Source organism: Microbacterium sp. LTA6, from assembly GCF_045690355.1.
Lineage (GTDB): Bacteria > Actinomycetota > Actinomycetes > Actinomycetales > Microbacteriaceae > Microbacterium.
This window is the reverse complement of record NZ_CP147855.1, coordinates 1-22,606: the sequence shown is the minus strand read 5'-3', so window position 1 is coordinate 22,606 and position 22,606 is coordinate 1. Positions and strand designations below refer to the sequence as shown.

Sequence of the window (22,606 nt, the reverse complement as noted above, 5' to 3'; positions counted from 1 at the left end):
CCGTGACAGACTGAGTTCCATGGCGCTGGATGGTGAGCTCGACCGGATCTTCGCGGCCCGAGACCGGAACAATATGCAGCCGACCATCGATGCGCTGCTTCCGCTCTACGCGTCTGATCCCGAGAATGCGCGGGTGCTCTACGAAGTCGGCGGGGCGTACGACACCGATGGCCAAGAAGAAGTCGCACGGGGATTCTACGAGCGGGCTCTCGCTGCCGGGCTGGAAGGCGATCTGCTCCGTCGTTGCTATGTCCAGTACGGCTCGACTCTGAGGAACGTGGGCGAGTACGAGAAGTCGCGGGAGATCTTCGCGATGGCCCGCACCAGATTTCCGGACTCGCCCTCCCTGGGCGCGTTCGAAGCGATCACGCTCCACGCCGCAGGCGAACCGGACGAAGCCATCGCAACCCTGCTCGACCTGCTGGTGGAATTCGTCGGCACGCCGGACATCGATCGGTACAAGCCGGCGATCAGCGGGAACGCGGCTCACATCCGTTCACTGAACGGAACTGAATCCGACGCGTCCGCCTAGTCCGCACGTTCAGGTCTTCGACGGGCCGGCTACCTAATCAGCGGAGCAGGATCAACATGAGCGCCGCACCCGACACGGACGGCCGGAACGCCCTCACAGACCGGGCGACTACGCTTGATTTCGGCTTGTTCTCGCCCAGAACCCTCGCGCAAGGAGTACCACGACGATGACCGACACCCAGATCTTCGAGCCGGACGGCCGAGCGATTCCTTTCGTCGATGAAGGCGATGGTCCGGTCAAGCTGGTACTGATCCAGGAGCGCGGCCTTGCTGCGGACATCCTGGGTGTCGTCTCGCATTACCTCGCCGAGGAAGCGGGCTTCCATGTGCTGCGCATCGGCCACCGCGCCGACGCATCGGCCGCCTCGGTCGAGGAGAGCGTCGAAGACGCGATCGCAGTGATCGATCACGTCGGCCTCCACGACACCTGGATCGGCGGGCACGGATTCGGCGGTACCGTGGCGCGCGCTGCCGTCGCGGCGCATGCCGACCGTGCAAACGGACTGCTGCTGCTCGGCGTCGAAGAAGCGGATATCCCGGTGGCCCCGGTCATCCCGGTTCTCATCATTCAGGGAACGGATGACGTGGTCACGCCGCCGGCGAACGGCGAGCGCCTGCAGGCCACCGTGCCCGAGCGCGCGAGCATCAAGACCGTCGTCGGAGACCACCTGTTCCCGATGACCGACCCGATCGAGACCGCGGTCCTCATCGAGGAATACCTCGACTGGGACTGACCTCGGCGGCTCAGCGCCCCTGCCGTGTCTTGTACGGCTTGGGCTGACCCTTCACAGCCGGTGTACGGCCTTTTCCTTTGGAAGCCTTGGCCTTGCCGCCCGCCGGAGCGACCGTTTTCGGGGCGGGCGCCGGCGCGTCCGCGATCCGATCCCGGGCCTCGGGGAGCAGGAGGGTGCCGGCCTTCGTCAGCCGGGTTTCGCCAGTGCGGGTGAAGAGTGGATGCCCGACTTCTTCTTCGAGCTTCTCGATCGAGGAGTACAGAGCGGCCAGAGAGATGTCGAGGGATTCTGCCGCACGGGGGAAGTGCAGCTTCTCGGCGACGGCGACGAAATGCCGAAGTTGGATGAGTTTCACGGGGAGCAGTCCTTTCCCGCACGAATCGCGGCCGATCTTCAGCGTACGCGCCTTCGATCGGTATCGTCGGCGACACCATCGACGCCCCGTGTGCAGCCATCACCCATCACCGATCAGACCTGGCCAGAATTATCGGGTGCGCTCTGCGTCGCATCGCGGAAGCTTGAGTCTGAAAGGAGGACCACATGATCGGCACGCTCAACGCTCTGGTCGACCTCGTCGAGCAGAGCACCGCTGAAGAGATCGACGTCGCCGCCTTCGCCCGTGAACACGCGACGACCGAGTATCACCTGCGCCGGATGTTCTCGGCGTTGGCTCAGATGCCGCTGTCGGAATATGTGCGCCGGCGGCGGATGACTCTCGCCGGTGCCGACCTCGCGGCCGGCGCCCCCGACCTGCTCGAGGTCGCGGTGCGCTACGGCTACGGGTCGGTCGAGGCGTTCGGGCGGGCATTCCGGGCCGTGCACAGCACTGCCCCGGCCCACGTGCGTCGACATGGTGGTCCGCTCAGCACACAACCCACGCTCAGATTCCGTCTGAGCGTCGAAGGGAGTACACCGATGGATGTCACCATCGCCAACCGACCCGAGCTCGTCTTGGTCGGTCATGCCGCGCAGGTTCCCCTCATCCACGAGGGCGTCAACCCGCATATTCAGAATCACATCGCCGCCATCGCGCCGGAAGAACATGCGCGACTCAAGGCGCTCAACGACATCGACCCTGCTGGCATCCTGGCCGTGACCGCCGGGATCGATCCGGACGCACCGGAAGGATCGATGCTCACGTACCTCCACGGGGTCGCGCTCGATGCGCACACCACGCCGCCCGCCGACCTCGACGTCATCCGACTCGAGGCGGGCGCCTGGGCGGTGTTCGCATCGAGCGGTCCGTTCCCGGAGACGCTGCAGCGGCTCTGGGCGGCGACCGCGACCGAGTGGTTCCCCTCCAATCCCTGGCGCCTGCGCCCGGGGCCCTCGATCGTGCGCTATCTCGACTTCACCGCGACGCACGCCACCTGCGAACTCTGGCTGCCGGTGGAGAGGTCCTGAGGAGCGGCGACGCGCACAGCGTACACAACAGCGGCGTACGCTGTGCGTGTTGCCGACCGAAGGATCCGCCGTGTCTGACCACAACGCGCACATACCCGGCCCGGACGAGCCATCCATCCCGGAACTCGAACTCGACGAGACCATCGCGCCGCGACCGGAAGAAGAGATCGCCGATGCCCTCAGGGCGAAACCCGACTTCGAAGATCACAGCGGGCATCCCGGCTGACCTCTTCCGCGCCGCGGGCGGGGGATGCGCCGTGGACCAGATGCCGTTGCATGAGGGTTTCAGGCGAGAGGGAACCCCGGTAGCCACGCGACTGCGAGATACGAGACGAGTGGCGCCAGCAGCAGCGCGATGAGGCCCGCCACGGCGAAAGGCCGAAGAGCTCTGGGTCTGCAAGCCGCCAGAACGACCGTCGAGATGTACACCACCAGTACGACGGCGGTCGTGATGACGGCCGTCCCCATACGGTCGGCGGCGAAGCAATTGCGCGGAGCGGGGTCAATCGCGGGGCACACGAGCGGTCCCCAGGGCACAGCGGCGAACCAGATGAGCGCGATCGTCCCGACAGCGAACAGCGTGGAGGTGATGACGAGCGCCGACCGCACGCGGCCGGTGCCGAATCGCGGACCCGTCTCGCTCGTGATGGTCATGAGTGAAGCGTATGAGTCTCTCGATGATCAGTCGAGGCTCGGTTCTGCGTCAATCCACGGGGACAGTCGCCACCGGCGCAATTCGCGAGCCCGTACCGATGACAGGATTGCTTCATGACCGCAACACTCGTGGCGCAGGGCCTGGCTGGTGGGTACGGCCATCGCACCCTCTTCGATTCGCTTGATCTGACCATCGCGCCGGGCGACGTCGTCGGAGTCGTCGGAGCGAACGGCGCTGGAAAGTCGACGCTGCTCCGGTTGCTCGCCGGCATCGATGAACCGCAGGCCGGCACGATCGCGCTGGCTCCGGCCGATGCCTTCGTCGGGTGGCTGCCCCAGGAGCATGAACGCGTCGTCGGCGAGACGGTGGCGGACTACATCGCCCGGCGCACGGGATGCGCCGAAGCAACCAGGGAGATGGATGCGTCCGCCGCGGCGCTCGGCGACCCGTCGCTGGCCGCCCCCGGCGTCGACCCCGCGGACGCCTACTCGAACGCGCTCGATCGCTGGCTGGCCAGCGGCGCGGCCGACCTCGATGAACGCATCCCTGCAGTCCTCGCCGATCTGGGACTCGTGCTCGGCGGCACGGACGCCGGGGAGATCCTGATGACTTCGCTCTCGGGCGGCCAGGCTGCTCGCGTCGGACTGGCCGCGCTCCTGCTCTCCCGCTTCGACATCGTGCTGCTGGATGAGCCCACCAACGACCTCGACCTCGATGGTCTCGAGCGGCTGGAAGCCTTCGTGAGGGGACTCCGTGGCGGCGCGGCGCTGGTCAGCCACGACCGCGAGTTCCTCGCTCGCTGTGTGACGCGGGTGCTGGAGCTCGACCTGGCGCAGGGCTCGAACCGTGTATTCGGCGGCGGATACGACTCCTACCTGGAAGAGCGTGCGACGGTTCGCCGTCACCAGCGCGAGAAGTACGACGAGTTCGCCGAGAAGAAGGCCGACCTCGTCTCACGAGCCAGGACGCAGCGGGAATGGTCCAGTCAGGGCGTGCGCAATGCGATGAAGAAAGCGCCGGACAACGACAAGATCAGGCGCAAGGCCTCGACCGAGTCCAGCGAGAAGCAGGCGCAGAAGGTGCGTCAGATGGAGAGCCGGATCGCTCGGCTCGATGAGGTCGAGGAACCGCGCAAGGAGTGGCAGCTCGAATTCACCATCGCTGCTGCGCCTCGCTCGAGTTCCGTCGTCTCGACGCTCAGCTCCGCCGTCTTCCGGCAGGGTTCGTTCGCCCTCGGCCCCGTGTCGCTGCAGGTGAACGCGGGGGAGCGCATCGGCATCACCGGTCCCAATGGCGCGGGCAAGTCGACGCTCCTCCGGGCGCTGCTCGGGCAGCAGCATCCGGATGAGGGAACTGCGAGCCTCGGGGCGAGCGTGCAGATCGGCGAAATCGATCAGGCGCGCTCGCAGCTTTCCGGGTCTCTTCCGCTCGCTGCAGCCTTCGAAGGGCTCGTCCCCGAGATGGCGACCGGCGAGGTGCGCACGCTGCTGGCCAAATTCGGACTCAGGGCCGATCACGTGAATCGTCCGGTCGACGAGCTGTCGCCGGGGGAACGCACGCGTGCGGGACTCGCCCTGCTGCAGACACGCGGCACGAACCTCCTGGTGCTGGACGAGCCGACGAACCACCTCGACCTCGCAGCCATCGAACAGCTCGAGCAGGCGCTCGAGCCCTACGAGGGCACACTGCTGCTGGTCACCCACGACCGGCGGATGCTCGCCACGGTGCAGACCGATCGTCGGTGGCACGTCGACGCCGGGCAGGTCACGGAGATCTGAGACCGGCCGCGTGCGTGCCGATTCGCGGATTCTGGCGGCTGGGCACTCGCTGATCGGTAGAGTTTGCACCACGGATTGGGACGAGGTGCCGTGGACGTCATCGCGCTGACTCTGATCGTTGCCGCCGCGTTCGGCACGATCGCACATCTGCTGCGCGTTCCGGCTCTGGTGGGATTCCTCGGCGCAGGTTTCGTGCTCGGCGCGGCGCAGGTCGCACCCTTCGTCGGCCTCGATCGGATCGCCGAAATCGGCGTGACCCTGCTGCTGTTCACGATCGGTCTGAAGTTCGACATCCGCGCCCTGCTCCGCCCTGAGGCGTACGGAACCACGGCCATCCACATGCTGCTCAGCGTGCTCGTCGGCGCGGGAACCGTAGGCCTCGCCAGCGTGATCGGGTTCACTTCGGTGGACGGCTGGCGGACCCTGGTGCTGGTCGGTTTCGCTCTGTCTTTCTCATCGACCGTGCTGTGCGTCAAGGTGCTCGAGGATCGCTCCGACGACGGATCTCTCTACGGGCAGACGGCCATCGCGATCCTGGTCATTCAGGATCTCGCGGCGGTCGTGTTCATCACGGGGAACGCGGATGATCCGCCTGGTCCCTGGGCGTTCGCGCTGGTGCTCGTGTTCCCCCTGGCATGGCTGATGCGGAGGCTGCTGACGTTCATCGGACACGGAGAGCTTCTGGTGCTCTTCGGCGTGGTGATGGCGCTCGGGCCGGGCTACTTCGCGTTCGAGGCAGTCGGGATCAAGGGCGATCTGGGCGCGCTGGTGATGGGGCTGTTGTTCGCCACGCATCCTCGCGCCATCGAGATGTCGAAGGCACTGTTCAGCGTGAAGGAACTGTTCCTGATCGGTTTCTTCCTCCTGATCGGCATGGGGGCGTCGCCGACCTGGGCGGATGCCGGACTCGCACTCGTCCTGTGCATCGTGCTGCTGCCGCTCACCTTCATCGGGTATGTCTGGCTGGGCCGCCTCTTCGGACTGCGCAATCGGACAGCCATCAGAACCGGTCTCGTGCTCAGCAACTTCTCCGAGTTCTCGATCATCGTCGCCGCATTCGGTGTCTCGTCAGCGCTGCTGACGGAACGCTGGCTGACGGTCGTCGCGATCGCGGTCGCGCTCAGCATGGTGGTCTCGTCGGTCGCCAACGCCCACGGTCTGCGCCTCATCACGGCGCTGACGTGGTTGCCTGCTCAGCAGATCTCGAAGCTTCGGCCGTCCGATCGCCCGATCGACACCAGCGGCTCAGACGTCGTCGTACTGGGCATGGGCCGCGTCGGTCGGGCCGCCTACGAGCGGCTCGCGGAGGAGGGCGGATTGCGCGTGCTGGGCATCGACAACGATCACGCCGTGATCACCCGGCTGGAGGCCGACGGCCTTCACGTGCTCGAGGGAGACGCGACGGACCTGGAGTTCTGGAGCCGCCTCGTCTCCGGCGGGTTCGTCAAGACCGTCGTGCTGGCGATGGCCTTCCACGGGTCGAACACGTTCGCGCTCGACCGCCTCCATGAGGCAGGCTTCGACGGCCGCGTGGTCGCGGTCGCGCAGCATCCCGATCAAGTCGAAGCCCTGGCAGCCAAGGGCGTGCACGGGGTGCTCAACATCTATGCCGGCGCCGGGCACACCCTGGCGGGCCTCGCGATGGACGTCTGATCGGCGGGTGATCTCATCCGTCGTCCTTCTTGTTGTCCTTCTCGGCCTCGCGCTCGGCCTTCTCCTTCGCCCGTTCGGCCTCCTCTGCGGCTTTCTCAGCCTGCTTGTCCTGATCGTCGTCAGTGTGGCCTGTCGGCGCGTCGCCGCCAGGATCGGAGGCCGGAGCCGGGCGTTCAAGGATGCTGCCGGTGAGACGTGACGGTGCGGTCATCGACCCCGCTCCGATTGCTCCCGTCCACACCCCGACCAGGATGCACAGCGCCGCAACGACCGCCGAACCGATCACGATCATCGGCGCAGACCGATGGCGCGGGCTCTTCGCGCGGTGGTCAGGCGAGGAGTGTTCGGTCCCAGACCCACCGGCGGGAAGCAAGCGGGTGCGTTCGAGCGAAAACGCAACAGTCTCCTCACCGTCAGACGAGACCGCCGCGGCAGACGCCGGCCGGACCGGTTCGGGCAGTCCGGCGGTGCTCTCGGCCACTTCGCGTGCGGACGGGCGCGCAGCGGGGTCTGGCGCTGTCATCCTCGTGAGCAGGTCGGTCCAGTGCGGACCTATCCATTCGGGAATCCGGGGTGGTCCGACAAGCCGTGCCATCACCGCACCGACGCCCATCGCCTTCGGGAATGCCCGCTCACCGGTGAGCGCTTCAAGGAGTACCAACCCCAGTCCGTAGATGTCGCCAGCAGGCGACGCCGCTTCGCCGCGTACTTGCTCCGGAGAGAGGTAGGCCGCGGTGCCGACGACGGTTCCCGGTGATGTCACACGGGTGCCATCCATTAGGAGTGCGATGCCGAAATCTGCGAGTTTCGGCTGGAATGTCGCGCCGGGCAGCGCCCCCGGGGCGAGCAGAACATTTGCCGGCTTGACGTCTCGGTGCACAATCCCTGCGGTGTGCACCAGATGCAGCGCCGATGCCAGGTCTCGCGCGAGGCTGGCGACCTCAGCAGGGGCCAAGGGGCCGTCGTGCAGACGGCGGGCGAGCGTGGGACCGTCGACGAACTCCATCACGAGGTAGCTCGACTGCCCCGGAATGACTTTCGCGTCGAAGAGCGCGACCAAAGAGGGGTGCGTGAGCGAGGCGAGAAGCGCGATCTCGTTCTGGACACGTGCCGGAGCAACCAGCGTGTCCGCATCGGCGTGGATCATTTTCACGGCGACGGTGCGTCCGAGCAGCAGGTCTTCAGCTCGGTACACCCGTGCGGCACCGCCCTGTCCGATGAGCTCACCCAGCTGGTAACGCCCGTCGAGCAACGCAGCCGTCGGAGTCTCTTCGGCTGTTGTCATCTTCGTCCTCTCGGATGGCGCAGCAGAACTGCGGGGCCTTCAGACCCTAGTGCCTGACGACGGACTATGCCCGAGGGTTGACCCTGACGCGGATACCTGCAAGCCGCGTCATTGCGGATATCATCCGGGCATGAACACCCACTCCGCCCGCTCACAAGTTCGCCTCCGAATGATCGTATCGATCCTCGGCGGGGCAGCAGTGGGGATCGGCACCTCGTTCCTGCTGGGGCCAGCAGCGGGGATCCTTGCCGGATGGGGCGCCTTCGCCCTGGTCAGCGTTCTCTGGGTACTCTTCCTGGTCTGGCCCATGGGCCCGACCGAGACGCACGAGCACGCGACGGTCGAGGCGCCCGGCCGCAAGGCGGCTTGGCTGATCTCGATCATCGGCAGCCTGGTGAGCCTCGCGGCCGTCCTCAGCGTGATCATCCAGGCCCAGCACGCTCCAGGCATCGAGGAGTACGTCCTGGCCGGCATCGCGGTCGTGAGTGTCGCGAGCTCCTGGTTGCTGATCCAGGTCGATTACGTGCTGCGCTACGCGCGGATGTACTACAGCGACCCGCAGGGCGGCATCGACTTCAACCAGGACGAGCCGCCGCAGTACACGGACTTCCTCTACTTCTCGCTCGGGCTCGGCATGACCTATCAGGTCGCCGATACCAATGTCACGACCAACGTCGTTCGTCGCGTCGTGATCGCGCAGACCGCACTCGCTTACCTCTTCGGCACGGTCATCCTCGCCACGATCATCAACCTGGTGACCGGCTTGGGCTGAACACTGATCGCGCAGCACGCAGACGCAGGGATGCCGCGACCCGATCGGGTCGCGGCATCCCTTTTCTTCGGTCAGACCGTCTGCGAGAGCACAGCGAACGAGATGGCGCCGGCATCGTCGACGCCGGCATCGAGCACCTTGTCATCCAGGGCAGCAGCCGCGGCGTCTTCGAGGAAGAGGCGGGTGCCGGAGATCTCGACGACCTGATCGTCGGGTTCCGGGTGAGGCGTGACGACCACGGCGAGGCGGGCACCGCCATCCGGTGCTCCGGTCGCAGTCGAATGGATGCGGAGCCCTGCTTCAGCGGTGTCGCTCTGACGGCTGACGAGGGTGGTGACGATGGCGGTGGCGTTGTCGGTGAGGGTGAGCACTGGTCTCTCCTTACGATTGCGGACACGACGCGGTCGCGACATGTCCGGGCCACGATTCCCCACCTCCTGGACGGATACAACCTGAAACGCCGGATTCGGAGGGACCTCACATGTGGCGCCGGCACACGTCGTCGGCACCTTCGGGGACGACGCAGATTCTGTCAAGCCCCTCGGTTCGGGCTCTCGCACCGGATAGCTTCCGGGGCAGGAGGAAACCACCATGGCTGAAAGCACGAAGACCACGAAGAGCACCACCTCGGCGAAGAGCGCTTCGTCGAAAGGATCGAAGACCACACGGCGCCAGAACGCGGAGAAGGGGTTCACCGCGTCAGCGGAACTCGCTGCGAACCTTCAGATCGTTCTCGTCGATCTGCTGGAACTCGCACTGCAGGGTAAGCAGGCGCACTGGAATGTGGTGGGTCGCAATTTCCGCGACATGCATCGGCAGCTCGACGAGATCATCGCGGATGCTCGTGCGTTCAGCGACACCGTCGCAGAACGGATGCGCGCGCTCCACGCGGTTCCAGACGGGCGCAGCGACACAATCGCATCGACCACGACGCTCCCGGAGTTTCCGGCGGGCGAGGTGTCCACCGCGGACACCGTCGACCTCATCACCGCGCGCCTCGAGACCACTGTGGCGACGATGCGCAGGGTGCATGATGTGGTGGACGAGGAGGACCCGACCTCCGCGGACATCCTGCACGCCGTCATCGAACGCCTGGAGCAGTTCGCATGGATGGTGAGCGCGGAGAACCGGACGCCGGCTAAGCGCTGAGGTCGGGGCGGGTGACAGGCATGCGATATCAGGGCTTGAGGTCGTGCGCACCCAGCGTCCGGCGGACGAGCCGGGGCAGTGCCACCCAGAGCCCGAGTACGCCGACGATCGCCGCGACCAGGGCGATGACGCCGGCCGTGCGGTTGACGGCGAAGTCGATGATGAGCGTGGTGACCCCGATGGTCAGCGCTCCGATCACGACGAGATCGATCTTCACGATGCGCGCGGCGACGCGCACCAGCTCGGGCTTGCGCTGCCGGCCGAACAATGCGCGATGCATGCCGACAGGTGCGAGGGCGAGGATTGTCGCGACGGCAGCCAGCGCCACAAGGACGACGTACAGATCCCTCTGCAACTCGTCCATATCGGTGAATCTCGGCTGGAACGCCACGGCGAGCAGGAATCCGGTGAGAATCTGCGTACCGGTCTGCATGACGCGCAGCTCCTGGAGCAGGTCGTCCCAGTTGCGGTCCGCCCGCTCGTTCGGTGTCTCGTCTCGTCCGTCGGGGCGATCATCTCGCCGGGGATCCTGCGGCGCTGTGCGGTCGGAGGTCATGACCTCAGTGTCGTGCGCGTCCGCCATCGATGTCCAGGGGCTTGCCGCCCCGCGTAGAAAGGAATCAGAATGACTCTTCCCCCGATTCATGAGTGGTGGCCGCGGCTTTCCATCGAGGCGCGGCATGAGATGATCGCCAGCGGTTCGCTCCGCCTCGACGAGACAGTGCGAGAGGAGATCAGGACGATCACCGGTGCGGTGGTCGGCGCTGAGGAAGAACTCTCCGATCAGGACCTCGACTATGCGCGCACGCAGATGGAGGCGGTGGACTGACGACTCGCTCGTCAGGCTGGAGTACCGCCGGCCAGTGCGCGGGCGATCGCAGGATCCAGGCCCGGCACATCGTCGACGGGCACGGCGAGTGCGAGAAGCGCACGACTGAAGTAATTCCGGACGGCGGCCGCCAACGTGATGTCGACGATCTGCCGGTCCGAGTACCCGGCGTCGCGGAGCGCCTGGGTGTCGGCATCCGTCATCGAGTTCGCGTCCGAGGACAGTTTCGCGGCGTATCGGATGACGGCCTGCTCTGGTGCCGTGAAGGCGCTGTCGTCGTTGTCGGCGAACGCCGCCAGCCCGGCCTCATCCACAACGTCGGCGCGCAGCGACTTGCGGCCGTGCGCGAGCAGGCAATGGGTGGAGCCGATCTCCCGCGCGGCGCCGAGTGTGGCGGCCTCGTACACGCGCAATCCGATGGACGGCACAACCGCGCGGATGAGGTTCTCGAAGGCGGCATGCGCTTCGGGATTCATCGCCATCGCCTGGGTATGGCCGAACACGAACCCGTCGGCGGACATGTCGCTCGCGTACATGTCGGCAACATGCCCTTGAGCCGTCGCCGCAGGCGGGGGAGTGATGATCATGGCTGCTCCTTCGCGTCCGGTGCGCGAGGTTGCGTGAACCGAACGCAACCCCAGGCGCCACCCGGGAAGACTACGCCGAGCAGACCAGCGAGGGAAGGCCCTCAGCGAGGTCGAACGGCCCTACCTCCGTGACGCGGGCGTAGCATCGAGGGATGATGAATTCGAAGGAGAACTCGGCAGAGCCGCAGACGCCGCTTCTGCCGCTGCCCGATGGGCTGAACCTTCTCCCGGGCGACGGCACTGCCGGCTACTGCGCAGACGGCGTCTGCCACATCCCCGCTGGACACATCGCTGCGCAGAAAGCGGAGTAGCGGCAGACGCCGTCGGCGTCGATCAGTGGCCTGTGTGCGACGGCTCTTCGTCGTGCTCGGCCGGCTTGCGGATGAAGAACGCCCCGACCACGGTGGCGGTCGCGATCACCGCACCGACCAGGAACGCGATCTGCGAACCCGCAGCGACGGCCTCCGGCACCTCCGTGCCACCGTTCGCGTTCACGACCAGCGTGAACAGCGCCACCATCACGGCGATGCCGGCTGCTCCGGCGACCTGCTGAACGGTGCCGATGACGGCGCTGCCGTAGGAGTAGAACTTCGGCGTGAGCGATGCGAGCGACGCCGTGAACAGCGGTGTGAACGACAGTGCGAGTCCGACGGACAGCAGGGTCTGTGCGACGACCACCACCCAGACGGACGTGTCGACGGTGAGCGTCGTGTAGAACCACAGGGTGCCGGCGGCGAGGATCGAGCCGGGGATGAGCAGGATGCGCGTGCCGCGCGCGTCGTAGATGCGGCCGATCGTCGGGCCGAGCAGTCCCATCGCGAGCGCACCCGGAAGTACGGCGAGTCCCGCATCGACGGCGGGGAGGCCGAGAGCGTCTTGCAGGAACAGCGGTACGACCGTGATCGTGCCGAAGAACGCCAGCGAGAGCAGGAACATCTGCGCCATCGCCAGGGAGAACGCCCGAGACGAGAACACCCGCAGATCGAGCAGAGCGTCGTCGACCCGCTGCAGGATGATCTGGCGCCAGAGGAACAGCCCGAGGCCGACCACGCCGACCGTCAGCGCGATGATCAAGGGGGCGGCCGATGCCGCTCCGCCACCGGCGAGCGCGCCGATCTGGCTGAGTCCGTAGACGATTCCGCCGAAGCCGAACGCGGACAGGATGATCGAGGGAATGTCGAGCGGTGCCTGCGTGGTCTCGCCGACGTCGGTCAGCCAGCGCCACCCGACGAACATCGCCACGAGAGCGATCGGCAGCACGACGACGAAGATCGAACGCCAGCCGAAGTGATCCAGCAGGAAGCCGGACATCGTGGGGCCGAGTGCCGGTGCGAGAGAGATGACCGTGCTCACGCGACCCATCATGCGCCCGCGCGCAGCCTGCGGGACGAGGTTCATCATCGTGGTCATCAGCAGCGGCATCATCAGCGCGGTGCCGCTCGCCTGCACCACACGGGCGGCCAGCAGCATCTCGAAGCCGAATGCGAGTGCGGCGAGCAACGTGCCGAGCGAGAAGAGGGCGAGAGCCGCGAGGAACACCTGCCGCGTCGTGAAGCGCCGCAGCAGGAATCCCGTGGTGGGGATGACGACGGCCATGGTGAGCATGAATGCGCTCGTCACCCATTGCGCGGCCAGGGGCGAGATGCCGAGGTCGTCGATGAGATGGGGGATGGCCATCCCCATCGTGGTCTCGTTGAGGATCGCCACGAAGGCGGCGGTCAGCAGCACCCAGATGACGCGCATGTCCTTGCGCGGAATCAGCTCCCCCTTCGCCGGGGGAGTCGTCGTGATCGAGCCGGTATCGACGGCAGCCATGCGGCCTCCTGGGTGTGTGGTGGGGATTGTGCACGAATGCGCGGGAACCATTCAGCGTAACGACGCCCTCGGACATTTCATTCCGGAAGCCCTAGAATCCGCCCAGAGCGGATTCGGAGAGCATCCGTGTCGGCACACCTGGCTACGCTGAAGCACATGAGCATGGGTGGCGGGATGGGTGGCCGCGGTGGCTTCCACGGTGTGGACGAGGCCGCGCAGCGGCGGCTCAACGCCCAGGCGCCGCGCATCCGCGCACTGGGCGCCCGGGTGATCGAGCTGTTCCGCCCTTACCGTGGGCGCATCCTGATCACCGGACTCCTCGTGATCGTCGGAGCGGCCATCGCCGTCGTTCCGCCGCTCATCGTGCAGCGGATCTTCGACGATGCGCTGTTCCCGCTGGACGGCGGGAATCCGCAGATCGCGCTGCTCATCCGCCTCGTTCTCGCGATGATCGGTCTCTTCCTGCTCTCCGCGGTGCTCGGCGTCGCGCAGACGTGGTTGACGTCCACGGTCGGCAACAGCGTCACCGGCGATCTTCGCGTTCGCCTGTTCGAGCATCTGCAGGCGATGGAGCTCGGCTTCTTCACCCGCACCAAGACGGGTGTCATCCAATCCCGCCTGCAGAACGACGTCGGCGGCGTCTCCGGGGTGCTGACGAACACCGTCACCAGCATCCTCGGCAACGTCGTCACCGTCATCGCCTCGCTCGTCGCGATGATCCTGATCGACTGGCGTCTGACGCTCATCGCGGTCGTGCTGATGCCGTTCCTCGTGATCGTGCAGCGCCGCGTCGGGCAGGTGCGTGCGCGGATCGCCGGCGAGACGCAGGAGTCGCTGTCGGAGCTCACCTCGATCACGCAGGAGACGCTGAGCGTATCGGGGATGCTGCTGTCGAAGGCGTTCAACCGGCAGCGCACCGAGTCGGCGCGGTATCAGGCCGAGAACCGCAATCAGGTGAAGCTCCAGGTGCGCCGGGCGATGAGCGGGCAGGGCTTCTTCGCGGTCGTGCAGGTGCTGATGGCATCCGTCCCCGCCGTGATCTACCTCGTCTCGGGCTATCTGATCACTGGCGGCACCGACGCGATCACGGCCGGAACCGTCGTCGCCTTCACCACCGTTCAGGCCCGGTTGCTGATGCCGCTGATGGGGCTGATGCGCGTCTCGCTCGATCTGCAGACATCGTCGGCGCTGTTCGCGCGGATCTTCGAGTATCTCGACATGGTCCCCGAGATCCAGGACGCGCCGGACGCGATCTCGGCCGCGAACGCGCCAGGCCCGCGCGGCCGCATCGAGTTCGCAGACGTGGTCTTCCGCTACCCGGATGCGTCAGCCGAGGCCCGTCCGACGCTGCAGGGCGTTTCGTTCGTCGCCGAGCCGGGGCAGCACGTCGCATTCGTCGGGCCATCCGGCGCGGGCAAGACCACCGTGCTGTACCTCGCTCCGCGTCTGTACGAGGCGCACGGGGGAGCGGTGTTGTTCGCCGGTGCCGACGTGCGCCGGTTGACGCAGGAATCGATCATCGACGACGTCGGGATCGTTTCGCAGGAGACGTATCTCTTCCACGCCACGATCCGCGAGAACCTCCTCTATGCGAAGCCGGATGCAAGCGAGGAAGAATTGATCGCCGCATGCACGGCGGCGAACATCCACCACATCATCGCCGGATTCGAGCGCGGCTACGACACGGTGGTCGGCGAGCGCGGGTACCGGTTGTCTGGCGGCGAGAAGCAGCGCATCGCGATCGCCCGGGTGCTGCTGAAGGATCCGCCGGTGCTGCTTCTCGACGAGGCGACATCGGCATTGGACACCGTGTCGGAGCGCGTCGTGCAGGAGGCGCTCGATGAGGCGGCGCGCGGGCGGACCACGCTGTCGATCGCGCACCGGCTGTCCACAGTGATGGGCGCCGACGTCATCCACGTGCTCGAGGCCGGGCTGATCGTCGAGTCCGGCACCCATGCCGAGCTGCTCGCGCTGGGCGGCTTGTACGCCGAGCTCGCCGCGGAACAGGTCGCGGCTTCGCGGGTGCTCGAGACCGAGACTGCGGTCGAGGAGGCCGTGTCGGGCGGCGTCGGCGCTGCGCTCACCGAGCGGCGTGCGGACCGCGCTCCTGAGAATTCGGCAGGTGCGGATGCGGTGGCGGCGCTGACGTCGCCGGTGCCGCTCCTCGATGTGCCGCGTGCCGACGAACGGGTGCATCCGGTCGACAGCTGACCCCCGGGGTGTCAGTGCACCGAGAGGTTCAGTGCACCGAGAGACCGCCGTCGACGAACAATGAGTGTCCGGTGACGTAGGCGGATCCTGCGCCCGCGAGGAAGACGGATGCTCCAGCGAAATCGCTCGGCAGGCCGTTGCGGCCGATCATCGTGCGTGCGGCGAGGGCGCCGACCTTCTCCGGATCCTCTTGCAGCCGCGCGTTCAGCGGCGTGAGCACGAATCCGGGGACCAGCGAGTTGCTCGTCACACCGGTACCGCCCCATGCCTCCGCCTCCGAACGCATCAGCGATTCGACCGCACCCTTCGAGACGCCGTACACACCGCTGCCGACGAAGGCGCGGTGGGCCTGCTGCGAGGTGATGTGGATGAGGCGCCCGTATCCGCGTGCCGCCATCCCCGGGGCGTATCGCTGCCCGAGCAGGAAAGGTGCCAGGGCGTTCACCGTCATCGTCGCATCCCAGTCGGCTTCGGAGATCTCCGGGTACGGCGGGCGGATGTTGATGCCGGCAGAGTTCACCAGGATGTCGGGTTCGCCGAACGGGTGGACGGCCTGCTCAGCGACCGCCCGGATGCCGGCCCGACTGCTGAGATCACCGATGACGCCGGCCGCGCGGCATCCCGCGTCGACCAGTTCACGTACGGTCTCGTCGACGCGATCAGCGCCGCGGGCCACGATCACGGTGGCGGCGCCGGCCTTGGCCAGGGCGGTGGCGATGCCACGGCCGATGCCGGAGCTGCCGCCGGTGACGATCGCGGTGCGGCCGGCGAGGCCGAAGAGGTCGTTGAGGTAAGCGTTCATGCGGCTCCTGAGGCTTTCACCAGGCGATGGCGGCGGCGAAGTTCGGATCAGGGACCGCGGCGGCGAACTCGGGTAGCTCCTGCAACTCTCCGATGAAGGATGCGACCTCCGCCGAATAGGCGGGGTCGGGGTGCGTCTCGGCGATCGCCAGCAGGGGAGGCATGTCCATCGCGAGGATGAGTTCGAGCCGCACAGCCACGGCCGCGTGCGCTTCCGCTTCGCGCAGCACGCGGATGCCGCTGCGGAGGCCGTGGAGATAGTCGCGGAGCACGGGCAGTTGGGCCTTGCTCTGCGTCAGCGAGCTGCCGTCGGCGCGGAACCGCCAGTGCACCAGGACGTCGGGGACGACGTCGAAGGCCCGAGCCCTGGTGTTCATCAGCTGGGCGACGACCTGATCCTCGTACGCGACGTTCTCCGGGAACCGGAGGCCGGTCCACAGGTCGGTGCGGCTGATCTTCGACCAGGCGACGATGTTCGTTGACGCGTGCGGGTGGGCTGTCAGCGTTGTGGCCAGACGCTCGGGGCGGGTCGCCGCCGCCACCCAGGGCTGCAGGCGGCCGGGGACGTAGGTCTCTCCCTGCAGCCGCGTGCGCACATAGGCTCCGGCGGCGAAGTCGCTCCCCGTCGAGGCGAGAGTGCCGGTGAGGCGCTCGAGCGCGGTCGGCATGAACTCGTCGTCGGCGTCGAGATAGCCCAGCAGGGGAGTGTCGACGAGGTCGATGCCGACGTTGCGGGCGGCTCCGAGCCCTCGCGAGGCGTCGTGCCGGATCACCCGGAAGCGCGAGTCGCGGGCTGCGGCATCGGTGAAGATCGCTCCCGTGTCATCGACCGATCCATCGTCGATCAGGATCGCCTGCCAGCGCGGCTCGGTCTGCGCTCGCAGCGAATCGAGGGCGGCAGGGGCGAAGGCGGCGATATCGCGCCCGGGAACGATGATCGTCACGATCGGGGCGGCGGATGTAGTCACCAGCCGAGTCTATGACCGTCCTCGGGCCGAGGCCCCGCGCCGGCCTGAGTGTGACTCCCCGTCGGCGATAACTCCGGAGAATCCACATATGCGCGCGGGTCTGACCGCGGAAATACGCGGGCGCGAGCTCGAAGGAGGACCGGTTCTCCGGAGTTATGAACCGGCGACCGCGCGCACCGCATCCGCGACGAGCGCCGCGAGGTGCTCGGGGGCGTCATCCGGCAGGACCTCGCGACCGAAGGTGAACCGCACCGAGGTCTGAGCGACCTCAGGCAGGATGCCGCACGCGAGCAGCACATGCGAGGGCTCGTCGCTTCCGGCGGCGCATGCCGAGCCGCTCGACGAGATCACTCCACGCCGCTCCAGCTCCAGCAGCACCGCCTCGCCGCTCGTCCCCGCGAAGGTGAAGCTCGCGGTGCCCGGGAGGCGGTGCACCGGATCGCCGGTGAGTGCTGCTCGCGGAACCGCGGTCAGGACTCCGGCGATGAATCGCCCGGTCGCCGCGCCGACGCGGGCGGAGACGGCATCGCGTTCCGCATCTGCGAGCTCCAGCGCCACGGCCATCGCCACGGCCCCCGCGACGTTCTCGGTGCCGGATCGGCGCCCGCGCTCCTGGCCGCCGCCGTGCAGCAGGGGTTCGAGCGGCACCCGCCCTCGCACCGCGAGCACCCCGATCCCCTTGGGGGCGCCGAGTTTGTGACCGGCGAGCGAGATCGCGTCGGCGCCGAGTGCGTTCAGCGGCAACCAGCCGGCCGACTGCACGGCATCGACGTGGAGCGGAACACCGGCCGCGCGGGTCACTGCGGCGAGGGCAGCGACATCCTGCACCGTACCGATCTCGTTGTTCGCATGCCCGAGCGACACCAGCACCGTATCGTCGCGCAGCACGGCGGAAAGCGCCTCGGGAGTGATCCGCCCGGCGGCATCCACCGCGACGTGAGCGACCGATATCCCGTGGAGGCGGTGCAGGTAGTCCGCTGATTCCAGGATCGATTCGTGCTCGATGGGCGTGGTCACCAGGTGTCGACGGCCGCTCCCGAGCGCCGCCAGCACGACGCCCTTGACTGCGAGGTTGTTGGCCTCGGTGCCCCCGGCAGTGAAGATGACGTCGGAGGGACGCATCCCCAGCACCCTCGCCACGCGCTCCCTGGCGTCATCCAGTGCGCTCGCCGCAGCCTCGCCGACGGTGTGGTGACTGGACGGGTTGCCGTACACCCCGGTCAGGTAGGGGCGCATGGCCTCCCACACTTCCGGACGCACCGGGGAGGTTGCGGCGTGGTCGAGGTAGAGCATCAGGCGATCCGCACATCCAGGCCGAGGTCGAGTGCCCGTGCAGAATGAGTGAGCGCTCCGACGGAGATGACGTCGACGCCGGTCTCGGCGATCGCCCGCACGGTGTCGAGGCTGACGCCTCCGGATGCCTCGACGGTCGCCCGATCTCCGATGAGGTCGACGCCGGCGCGGAGATCCTCGAGCGAGAAGTTGTCGAGCAGCACGGTGTGCGCTCCGCCGTCGAGCACAGCGGAGATCTGGTCGAGCCGGTCGACCTCGACGACCACATGCGTGGTGTGCGGAAGCCGTGACAGCGACTCCCTGAGCGCCGTCGCGAGATCCGCCCCCGACCTCTTCAGCACCGCGAGATGGTTGTCCTTCGCCATCACCGCGTCCGAGAGCGAGAAGCGGTGATTGCTGCCGCCGCCTGAGACGACCGCGTGCCGTTCGAAAGCACGCAGCCCAGGGGTGGTCTTGCGGGTGTCGGCGATGCGCGCACCGGTGCCGGCGACCGCCGTGACGTATGCGGCCGTCAGCGTGGCGATCCCGCTCATCCGTTGCGTGAAGTTCAGGGCGACGCGCTCGGCGGTGAGGATGCTGCGTGCCGAACCTGACACCGATGCGAGCACGTCGCCAGGGGTGAAGGAATCACCATCGCCGACGTGCACGTCGACCATGAGTGCCGAGTCGGTCAGCGCGAACGCGGCGGCGAAGACATCGCCGCCGCTGAAGACGCCGGCCTCTCTGGCGACCAGGTCAGCGGTCGCGGTGGCGTCTGCGGGAAGCAGCGTGCTGCTGGTCAGATCGCCCCAGGGCGCGTCCTCTTCGAGGGCTGCCCCGACGACGCGGGTGAGGGTGGCGGCGGTGAGCATCAGACGGTCTCCAATTGTGGTGCTTCGATGCGGTCGGCGCTGCGGTAGTGGGCGCCGACGGATTCGGTGCGGGCGAGGGCGGCGGATGCCGTGGCATCGGCGAGCAGAAGCAGATTCACGTCCTCATGGTCGGCGACCGTGTGCGCAGCGGTGGCACCGGCACGCCAGGCGCGGATCGTGTCGAGCGCGTCGGCGAGGCTGTCGTCGGTGCGAAGCAACCCGACTTCGTCCCACATCACCTGCTGGAGCGCCACCCGGCTGAACGGTCCCCGTTCGTTCCCGTCGCGAAAAGACGCGGTATTCGCGAGGTTCAGCGGGATTGTTTCCGCCGGGAGCGGGCGATCGGATGCCCGGGGCGAGCCGAGAGCCGCAGCAGCGCGGGCGCCGAACACCGCACCCTCGAGCAGGGAGTTCGACGCCAAGCGGTTCGCCCCGTGCACGCCGGTACGGGCGACCTCGCCGACGGCGAAGAGGCCGGGCAGCGACGTGCGGCCGTCGAGGTCGGTCACGACCCCGCCCATCAGGTAGTGCGCCGCCGGCGTCACTGGGATCGGCTCGCGTGCCCAATCGAAGCCGCGTTCGCGGGTGACCCGATCGATGGTCGGGAAGCGCTGCGCGAGGGCGGAAGCCCCGATCGTCGTGGCATCCAGCCGCACCGGCGATCCCTGCGCGGTGGCCTGGCGGGCGATCGCTCGGGACACGACGTCGCGGGGCGCGAGTTCGCCGTCTGGATGCACGTCGAACGTGAACCGGCGCCCCGCGTCGTCGATGAGCGTCGCCCCCTCGCCGCGTACGGCTTCGGAGATGAGGAACGCCGGACCGGCGGCCAGGATTGTCGGGTGGAACTGGACGAACTCCAGATCGGCCACCTCGGCGCCTGCGCGCAGCGCCGCGGCGATGCCGTCACCGGTCGTACCGGCCGGGTTGGTCGTGTGCGCGTACAGGTGTCCGGCGCCGCCGGTGGCCAGGATCACGGCATCCGCGGCGAGGTCGGCGGTTGAGCCGTCGATCAGCAGGCGGATGCCGCGCACCGCGCCGTCGCGGACGATCAGATCGATCAGGAACGCGTCCTCGACGACCTCGATGCTGGTGCGGCGCACGGCAGCGACCAGGGCGCGGGAGATGGCGGCACCGGTCGCGTCGCCGCCGGCGTGCACGATCCTCGCGTGGCTGTGCGCGGCCTCGCGCCCGAGAAGCAGTTCACCGTCGGCGGACCGGTCGAAAGCGACGCCGCGTGCGATGAGTTCAGCGATCCTCATCGCACCTTCGGCGACGAGGACATCGACCGCCGCCGCATCCGAGAGACCGGCGCCGGCGATCAGGGTGTCCGATGCGTGCTGGGCCGCTGAATCCTGGGGGCCGTATACGCCGGCGACCCCGCCCTGGGCGAATCCCGTGCAGCCGTCACCGAGCGCCGCCTTGGTCACGATGGTGACCGCGCGGCCCGCCTCGTGCGCATGGAGCGCCGCGGTGAGGCCCGCGATTCCCGACCCCACCACGAGCGTGTTCATCGGACGCCGTCCACGACGGGCGGCTTCGCCGCCAGCATCCGCTCCAGCGCCACGCGTGCGGGGTCGGCGACGTCGGCGGACACCTGGATGCGGTTGGGCGTGCGACCGGCGACGAGTTCCTCGAGCACCCAGGCGAGGTAGCCAGGGTGGATGCGGTACATCGTGGAGCACGGGCAGACGACCGGGTCGAGGCAGAAGATCTCGTGCTGGGGGTACTGAGCGGCGAGCCGACGAACGAGGTTGATCTCGGTGCCGATGGCGAAGGCGGTCGGTTCTGTCGCGGCATCGATCGCGCGGCGGATGTAGTCCGTGGAGCCGGCTTCGTCTGCGGCATCCACCACTTCCATCGGGCACTCCGGGTGCACGATCACGCGTACGTCCGGGTTCTCGGCGCGCGCCTGGTCGATCTGCGCGACGGTGAAGCGTCGGTGCACCGAGCAGAACCCGTGCCACAGGATGACCCGCGAATCGACGAGCTCGGTGGCGGTGGAGCCGCCGAGCGGACGCCGCGGATTCCACATCGGCATCTGCTCGAGAGGGACGCCCATCGCCTTGGCGGTGTTGCGGCCCAAGTGCTGATCGGGGAAGAAGAGCACGCGCTGCCCCCGCTCGAACGCCCATTCCAGGACGGTCTGCGCGTTCGATGACGTGCAGACGATGCCGCCGTGCCGTCCGACGAAGCCCTTGATCGCGGCGGAGGAGTTCATGTAGGTCACCGGGATGACCGGGACTCGGCCATTTTCGTCCACGGCGTCCATGTCTCCGAGCACGTCGGCCAGCTGCTCCCAGCACTCCTCGACCTGGTCGATGTCTGCCATATCGGCCATCGAGCAGCCGGCGGCGAGGTTCGGCAGGATCACGGCCTGATCCGGACCGGAGAGCAGGTCGGCGGTCTCGGCCATGAAGTGCACTCCGCAGAAGACGATCGCCTCGGCATCTGCGCGTCCCTTCGCCGCCGTCGCGAGCTGGAAGGAGTCGCCGACGTAGTCCGCGTGGCGGACCACCTCTTCGCGCTGGTAGAAGTGGCCGAGGATGACGACCCGGTCTCCGAGCGTCGCCTTGGCGGCGCGGATCCGCGCGTCGAGCTCGTCTTCGCCTGCCTCGCGGTATGCGGCGGGCAGTTCGCCCTGACGCGGGGCCCCGGTCGGGATGACGTCGCCCATCGACGAGCCGGGCCCGTAGCCGGGGCGGCTGTCGAAGTCCCATGGACCGGCCGCGAGATCGGTGCTGCACGTGGCGTCGATGGAGGCGCCGGAGACGATCGCCTGGATCGCGTGATCGACCGAGGCGTCGGCCGCGGGAACGGTGGGCGTCGGGACGAAGGTGATGCTCATCGGGTGCTCGTTTCGTCGGAGCCGAGCGGGCCGCGATCGGCGAGCTCGACGTCGGTGTTGTAGCGGTAGAGGCGGGCGGGACGGTGGCTGCCGGTGCGGAAGCGCTCGGTGGGGAGAAGATTGCCGGCGGCTTCGACCTGGCGGCGGAAGTTCGCCGGATCGAGGTGGCGGCCGAGGATCGCCTCGTAGGCCTCGCGGAGGTCGGCGAGCGTGAATTCGGCAGGCAGGAAGCCGTGCGCGACCCGGCTGTAGCCGACTTTGTTGCGCAGCCGCCAGAGCGCGTACTCGACGATCTGGTTGTGGTCGAAGGCGAGTGCCGGCAGGGCGTCGACGTCGAACCATCGAACGTTCTCCGGCGCATGACCGGATGCCAGGTGCGCAGCGCTCTGCGCATCGACGTCATCCGAGCGCAGCAGCGCCCAGTAGACGATGGAGACCACGCGTG

Annotated in this window: 25 protein-coding genes; 11 read left to right on the top strand and 14 right to left on the bottom strand. The window is 67.7% G+C overall.

Annotated elements, in window-relative coordinates; translation table 11 throughout:
* The first annotated feature begins 19 nt into the window (after positions 1-19).
* Together LTA6_RS00125 and LTA6_RS00120 are read left to right on the top strand one after the other, a co-directional pair.
* A complete protein-coding gene (locus LTA6_RS00125; RefSeq protein WP_341975411.1) occupies positions 20-532 on the top strand; it encodes a tetratricopeptide repeat protein in 513 nt (170 codons plus the stop codon).
* A gap of 166 nt (positions 533-698) precedes the next feature.
* Complete coding sequence (locus LTA6_RS00120; RefSeq protein WP_341975410.1) at positions 699-1,265, top strand: alpha/beta hydrolase; 567 nt, start codon at positions 699-701, stop codon at positions 1,263-1,265.
* Between the two features lie 10 nt (positions 1,266-1,275).
* On the opposite strand, the gene LTA6_RS00115 is transcribed toward LTA6_RS00120, so the two are convergent.
* Positions 1,276-1,620 (bottom strand): LysR family transcriptional regulator, encoded by a 345-nt coding sequence (locus LTA6_RS00115; RefSeq protein WP_341975409.1) that lies wholly within the window; start codon positions 1,618-1,620, stop codon positions 1,276-1,278.
* Between the two features lie 185 nt (positions 1,621-1,805).
* On the opposite strand from LTA6_RS00115, the gene LTA6_RS00110 reads away from it, so the two are divergent.
* Both LTA6_RS00110 and LTA6_RS00105 read left to right on the top strand, forming a co-directional pair.
* Positions 1,806-2,669: an AraC family transcriptional regulator gene (locus LTA6_RS00110; protein WP_341975408.1), complete on the top strand. Its 864-nt coding sequence runs from the start codon at positions 1,806-1,808 to the stop codon at positions 2,667-2,669.
* 70 nt (positions 2,670-2,739) lie between these two features.
* The gene (locus LTA6_RS00105; protein WP_341975407.1) at positions 2,740-2,895 is read left to right on the top strand and encodes a hypothetical protein; all 156 of its coding nucleotides are present in this window, start codon (positions 2,740-2,742) and stop codon (positions 2,893-2,895) included.
* A 59-nt stretch (positions 2,896-2,954) separates the two neighbouring features.
* Here the strand turns inward: LTA6_RS00105 and LTA6_RS00100 are convergent, their stop codons facing one another.
* On the bottom strand, positions 2,955-3,323 hold the full coding sequence (locus LTA6_RS00100) for a hypothetical protein (RefSeq protein WP_341975406.1): 369 nt from the start codon (positions 3,321-3,323) through the stop codon (positions 2,955-2,957).
* Positions 3,324-3,437: 114 nt separating this feature from the next.
* On the opposite strand from LTA6_RS00100, the gene LTA6_RS00095 reads away from it, so the two are divergent.
* Positions 3,438-5,102: an ABC-F family ATP-binding cassette domain-containing protein gene (locus LTA6_RS00095; RefSeq protein ID WP_341975405.1), complete on the top strand. Its 1,665-nt coding sequence runs from the start codon at positions 3,438-3,440 to the stop codon at positions 5,100-5,102.
* 90 nt (positions 5,103-5,192) lie between these two features.
* The gene (locus LTA6_RS00090; protein ID WP_407358409.1) at positions 5,193-6,755 is read left to right on the top strand and encodes a cation:proton antiporter; all 1,563 of its coding nucleotides are present in this window, start codon (positions 5,193-5,195) and stop codon (positions 6,753-6,755) included.
* A gap of 13 nt (positions 6,756-6,768) precedes the next feature.
* On the opposite strand, the gene LTA6_RS00085 is transcribed toward LTA6_RS00090, so the two are convergent.
* Entirely contained in the window at positions 6,769-8,040 is a 1,272-nt protein-coding gene (locus LTA6_RS00085) for a serine/threonine-protein kinase (protein WP_407358408.1), read from the bottom strand.
* Positions 8,041-8,170: 130 nt separating this feature from the next.
* On the opposite strand from LTA6_RS00085, the gene LTA6_RS00080 reads away from it, so the two are divergent.
* On the top strand, positions 8,171-8,812 hold the full coding sequence (locus tag LTA6_RS00080; protein ID WP_341975402.1) for a DUF1345 domain-containing protein: 642 nt from the start codon (positions 8,171-8,173) through the stop codon (positions 8,810-8,812).
* A 71-nt stretch (positions 8,813-8,883) separates the two neighbouring features.
* Here LTA6_RS00080 and LTA6_RS00075 read toward each other — a convergent pair whose 3' ends face one another.
* Positions 8,884-9,183 carry a Fe-S cluster assembly protein HesB gene (locus tag LTA6_RS00075; RefSeq protein ID WP_341975400.1) on the bottom strand — a complete coding sequence of 100 codons (300 nt, stop codon included), beginning with the start codon at positions 9,181-9,183 and terminating at the stop codon, positions 8,884-8,886.
* Positions 9,184-9,403: 220 nt separating this feature from the next.
* On the opposite strand from LTA6_RS00075, the gene LTA6_RS00070 reads away from it, so the two are divergent.
* On the top strand, positions 9,404-9,961 hold the full coding sequence (locus LTA6_RS00070; RefSeq protein WP_407358407.1) for a Dps family protein: 558 nt from the start codon (positions 9,404-9,406) through the stop codon (positions 9,959-9,961).
* A 28-nt stretch (positions 9,962-9,989) separates the two neighbouring features.
* Here LTA6_RS00070 and LTA6_RS00065 read toward each other — a convergent pair whose 3' ends face one another.
* Positions 9,990-10,517: a DUF6328 family protein gene (locus LTA6_RS00065; protein WP_341975398.1), complete on the bottom strand. Its 528-nt coding sequence runs from the start codon at positions 10,515-10,517 to the stop codon at positions 9,990-9,992.
* 69 nt (positions 10,518-10,586) lie between these two features.
* Here LTA6_RS00065 and LTA6_RS00060 point away from each other — a divergent pair, with 69 nt between their 5' ends.
* Entirely contained in the window at positions 10,587-10,790 is a 204-nt protein-coding gene (locus tag LTA6_RS00060; RefSeq protein ID WP_363545503.1) for a hypothetical protein, read from the top strand.
* 11 nt (positions 10,791-10,801) lie between these two features.
* Here LTA6_RS00060 and LTA6_RS00055 read toward each other — a convergent pair whose 3' ends face one another.
* Complete coding sequence (locus LTA6_RS00055; protein ID WP_341975396.1) at positions 10,802-11,377, bottom strand: carboxymuconolactone decarboxylase family protein; 576 nt, start codon at positions 11,375-11,377, stop codon at positions 10,802-10,804.
* 152 nt (positions 11,378-11,529) lie between these two features.
* On the opposite strand from LTA6_RS00055, the gene LTA6_RS00050 reads away from it, so the two are divergent.
* Complete coding sequence (locus LTA6_RS00050; RefSeq protein WP_341975394.1) at positions 11,530-11,688, top strand: hypothetical protein; 159 nt, start codon at positions 11,530-11,532, stop codon at positions 11,686-11,688.
* Positions 11,689-11,710: 22 nt separating this feature from the next.
* On the opposite strand, the gene LTA6_RS00045 is transcribed toward LTA6_RS00050, so the two are convergent.
* A complete protein-coding gene (locus LTA6_RS00045; RefSeq protein WP_363545512.1) occupies positions 11,711-13,192 on the bottom strand; it encodes a DHA2 family efflux MFS transporter permease subunit in 1,482 nt (493 codons plus the stop codon).
* Between the two features lie 162 nt (positions 13,193-13,354).
* Between LTA6_RS00045 and LTA6_RS00040 the strand changes: the two genes are divergently transcribed.
* Positions 13,355-15,403, top strand: coding sequence for an ABC transporter ATP-binding protein (locus tag LTA6_RS00040; RefSeq protein WP_407359301.1), 2,049 nt, complete (start codon positions 13,355-13,357; stop codon positions 15,401-15,403).
* 28 nt (positions 15,404-15,431) lie between these two features.
* Here the strand turns inward: LTA6_RS00040 and LTA6_RS00035 are convergent, their stop codons facing one another.
* The 7 genes from LTA6_RS00035 to LTA6_RS00005 all read right to left on the bottom strand — a co-directional run.
* Positions 15,432-16,205, bottom strand: coding sequence for an SDR family NAD(P)-dependent oxidoreductase (locus tag LTA6_RS00035; protein ID WP_407358406.1), 774 nt, complete (start codon positions 16,203-16,205; stop codon positions 15,432-15,434).
* Between the two features lie 16 nt (positions 16,206-16,221).
* Positions 16,222-17,172 (bottom strand): glycosyltransferase family 2 protein, encoded by a 951-nt coding sequence (locus LTA6_RS00030; RefSeq protein WP_407358405.1) that lies wholly within the window; start codon positions 17,170-17,172, stop codon positions 16,222-16,224.
* A gap of 153 nt (positions 17,173-17,325) precedes the next feature.
* Positions 17,326-18,465, bottom strand: coding sequence for a cysteine desulfurase family protein (locus tag LTA6_RS00025; protein ID WP_407358404.1), 1,140 nt, complete (start codon positions 18,463-18,465; stop codon positions 17,326-17,328).
* Positions 18,465-19,316, bottom strand: a complete 852-nt coding sequence (nadC, locus tag LTA6_RS00020) for a carboxylating nicotinate-nucleotide diphosphorylase (RefSeq protein ID WP_407358403.1) — start codon at positions 19,314-19,316, stop codon at positions 18,465-18,467. The genes LTA6_RS00025 and nadC overlap by 1 nt, the downstream gene beginning before the upstream one ends.
* Positions 19,316-20,827: an L-aspartate oxidase gene (nadB, locus tag LTA6_RS00015; protein ID WP_407358402.1), complete on the bottom strand. Its 1,512-nt coding sequence runs from the start codon at positions 20,825-20,827 to the stop codon at positions 19,316-19,318. The genes nadC and nadB overlap by 1 nt, the downstream gene beginning before the upstream one ends.
* The gene (gene nadA, locus LTA6_RS00010) at positions 20,824-22,161 is read right to left on the bottom strand and encodes a quinolinate synthase NadA (RefSeq protein WP_407358401.1); all 1,338 of its coding nucleotides are present in this window, start codon (positions 22,159-22,161) and stop codon (positions 20,824-20,826) included. Before nadA ends, nadB begins: the two co-directional genes overlap by 4 nt.
* A partial coding sequence (locus tag LTA6_RS00005) for an NUDIX hydrolase (RefSeq protein ID WP_407358400.1) occupies positions 22,158-22,606 on the bottom strand: 449 nt, incomplete at its 5' end. The genes LTA6_RS00005 and nadA, both read right to left, overlap by 4 nt.